4 protein-coding genes are annotated in these 2,261 nt (G+C 33.0%); all 4 read left to right on the top strand.

All coding sequences use genetic code 11. From position 1 onward, the window contains the following. The first annotated feature begins 143 nt into the window (after positions 1-143). A complete protein-coding gene (locus Megvenef_RS09025) occupies positions 144-662 on the top strand; it encodes a hypothetical protein (protein ID WP_322777597.1) in 519 nt (172 codons plus the stop codon). 4 nt (positions 663-666) lie between these two features. Beyond that, positions 667-957, top strand: a complete 291-nt coding sequence (locus Megvenef_RS09020) for a virulence protein (RefSeq protein ID WP_322777596.1) — start codon at positions 667-669, stop codon at positions 955-957. Positions 958-963: 6 nt separating this feature from the next. Beyond that, on the top strand, positions 964-1,326 hold the full coding sequence (locus Megvenef_RS09015; protein WP_322777595.1) for a CCDC90 family protein: 363 nt from the start codon (positions 964-966) through the stop codon (positions 1,324-1,326). Positions 1,327-1,735: 409 nt separating this feature from the next. Beyond that, positions 1,736-2,261: hypothetical protein (locus Megvenef_RS09010; RefSeq protein ID WP_322777594.1), on the top strand; the 526-nt coding region annotated here is incomplete at its 3' end.

Genomic DNA, 2,261 nt, shown 5'->3' with positions numbered 1-2,261 from the left:
TATTTATTCCTCTTGACAGACGAGAAATATACCGCTACGATTTGCTTATCGAAATCCCTTAAGAAGCTAGCATACGTAAGGCTTAGAGGGTATAGTAATGTCTAAAAAAATAAGTGCAAATTAAATACAAAAATTAACTAGATATGAGTTACATCGAAGATAATCTTAGACCAGGCGAAGTGATAGTATTTTTTGAGAAACCAGAAAATTTTAAATATAGCAAAAAAACTCTTGTGCTTTTCGTTATATTGGTTGCTTTCTTATTTTTTATTTCACCTGATACAGCTTGGTTTATTGGAATAATACTTTGCATTTCTGTATTTTACACTTTTTTTAATGAGGCACATGATGAGTTTGCTGTAACAAATCGTAGGATTGTTATAAAAGACAAAGTGTCTACCTCAGAATTTTTACTTGAAAAAATAGAGGGATGTGATCTTATTGGTCAAACTGTAACTTTAAAAGGTGCGGGTGGTACTAAGATCTATGTTCAGAAAATACTTGATTATAAAGGTTTTAAAGACGCAGTATACGATGCTATAGAAATGTTAAAGTATCCTGATGAATTTTCCCGTTGGGCGCAGTCTAGACAAAAAGAACTCAATAACGAAGCTAATTTAGAACTAGTAAAGAACCAAGAACATAAAAAAATAAATAAGTAGAAATATGTACGCAGTATCATTCGACATGGAAGTTGCAAAGTTAAAGGAGCATTACGGTGAGCCTTATAATAAAGCATATGATGAGATTAGGGTTGTTATGGGAGAGTTAGGTTTTGACTGGGCGCAAGGTAGTTTATATATCGCAAAAAGTGAGCAAAATAACCTAACATCAGTGTACAAAGTAATAAACAAGCTTTCTAGCATTCTATGGTTTAAAGAGTCTGTAAAGGATATTAGGGCTTTTAAAGTAGAAGATTGGTCTGATTTTACTGAAGTTGTTAAATTGAAAGGTTAAGAGAATATGACAAGAATAGATACGCATGCAATCATAGAAGAATTGATAGCTTCAGGGGCTCTAAAAAAGCAAGCAGAAGTTTGCGTTGCTAGGTTTGTACTTAGAAATGAAATTGAAGATTTAGAACGTAGATTAGCTACTAAGTCCGATTTATCTCAACTTAGAGCAGAATTAAAGTCAGATCTAGTTAAGCTTGAGTCTAAAATTGATGGTATAGAAAGTAGACTTGAGTCTAAAATTGATAAGCTAGAATCTAAGCTTGATTCTGGTTTCAACAGCATTAATACTAATTTGAAATGGATCAGCTTTATAGGAATGGCTATTTTTGGCCCTATAACAGTTATGTTAATAAAAGACTTATTCTTTTAATTATGAGGGGACTAACTTGCAATGGTGCTAGTTAGTCGGCAATAAAAAAACCACCGAATTAACAGTGGCTTTTTTATAAACTTTTTTAACTATTTAGAAAATGAATGCTTGGCGGCCGATTTTTCTAAATACAAACTTGTAGATATTAATTATGTTCCGAACAGGAGATAGTTCACCACCGCCCTTTTTTTTATCAAAAGTTAACAACAAAGTGTTAACAAAGATAGATACACAATTAATATTACCCTCATTATACACTGCTTTTCGAACATCTGTCAATAAAAAGGTATCCGAAATATCGGATCTCTTATTCCCCTTTGATCTAAGTTATAATACTTATCTTAAAAACCATTCAAGGAGTCTACAGATGCTAATCATCGATTCATATATTTTGATTTTGGATACTCATATGTCAAATTTTGGATTTTCTGATAACTCTATACATAGATACATAAAATTAATATCTAACAATGATCCCAATAAAATACTTACCTTTTGTATCAAAGACCTATCAAAGTTTCTACGATTAGAAAAAAGTCAAACTAGTGATTTTTTAAAGAAGTGCGAGAATTTCAATTTACTCAAGCGGCATTACGTTACTTCCAATACAGGCAAGCGCAAGATTGGCAATACCTTACACCTAGAACTTACGCCTCCTGCTCTACTAAGTACAGAGGAAAATTTTGCCAATGATGAATCCTCAAAATGCTTAATTTTCAAAGGCATTGTAGTGAAGAGAGTAGAGAGCATTTACCAAGACAAAAAGATAATAGATATCGAGCTAAGAGATGTTCGCAACGAGACTGGCAATATCACTTTTGAGAAATACTGGATTGAGGAAACTCATATAGTGAGCAGCGATACCGATACCGATACCGATACCGATACCGATACCGATACCGATACCGATACCGATACCGATACCGATACCGATA

It is taken from the genome of Candidatus Megaera venefica (assembly GCF_034554655.1).
In the GTDB taxonomy this organism is placed as follows: domain Bacteria; phylum Pseudomonadota; class Alphaproteobacteria; order Rickettsiales; family Rickettsiaceae; genus Megaera_A; species Megaera_A venefica.
The sequence above is the reverse complement of the archived record's forward strand: the minus strand, read 5'-3'. Positions and strand labels throughout refer to the sequence as shown.

Bases quoted from the DNA above. Each gene is read 5' to 3' on its own strand.
- Megvenef_RS09025 (WP_322777597.1), top strand. From the start codon at position 144: ATGAGTTACATCGAAGATAATCTTAGACCAGGCGAAGTGATAGTATTT.
- Megvenef_RS09020 (WP_322777596.1), top strand. From the start codon at position 667: ATGTACGCAGTATCATTCGACATGGAAGTTGCAAAGTTAAAGGAGCAT.
- Megvenef_RS09015 (WP_322777595.1), top strand. From the start codon at position 964: ATGACAAGAATAGATACGCATGCAATCATAGAAGAATTGATAGCTTCA.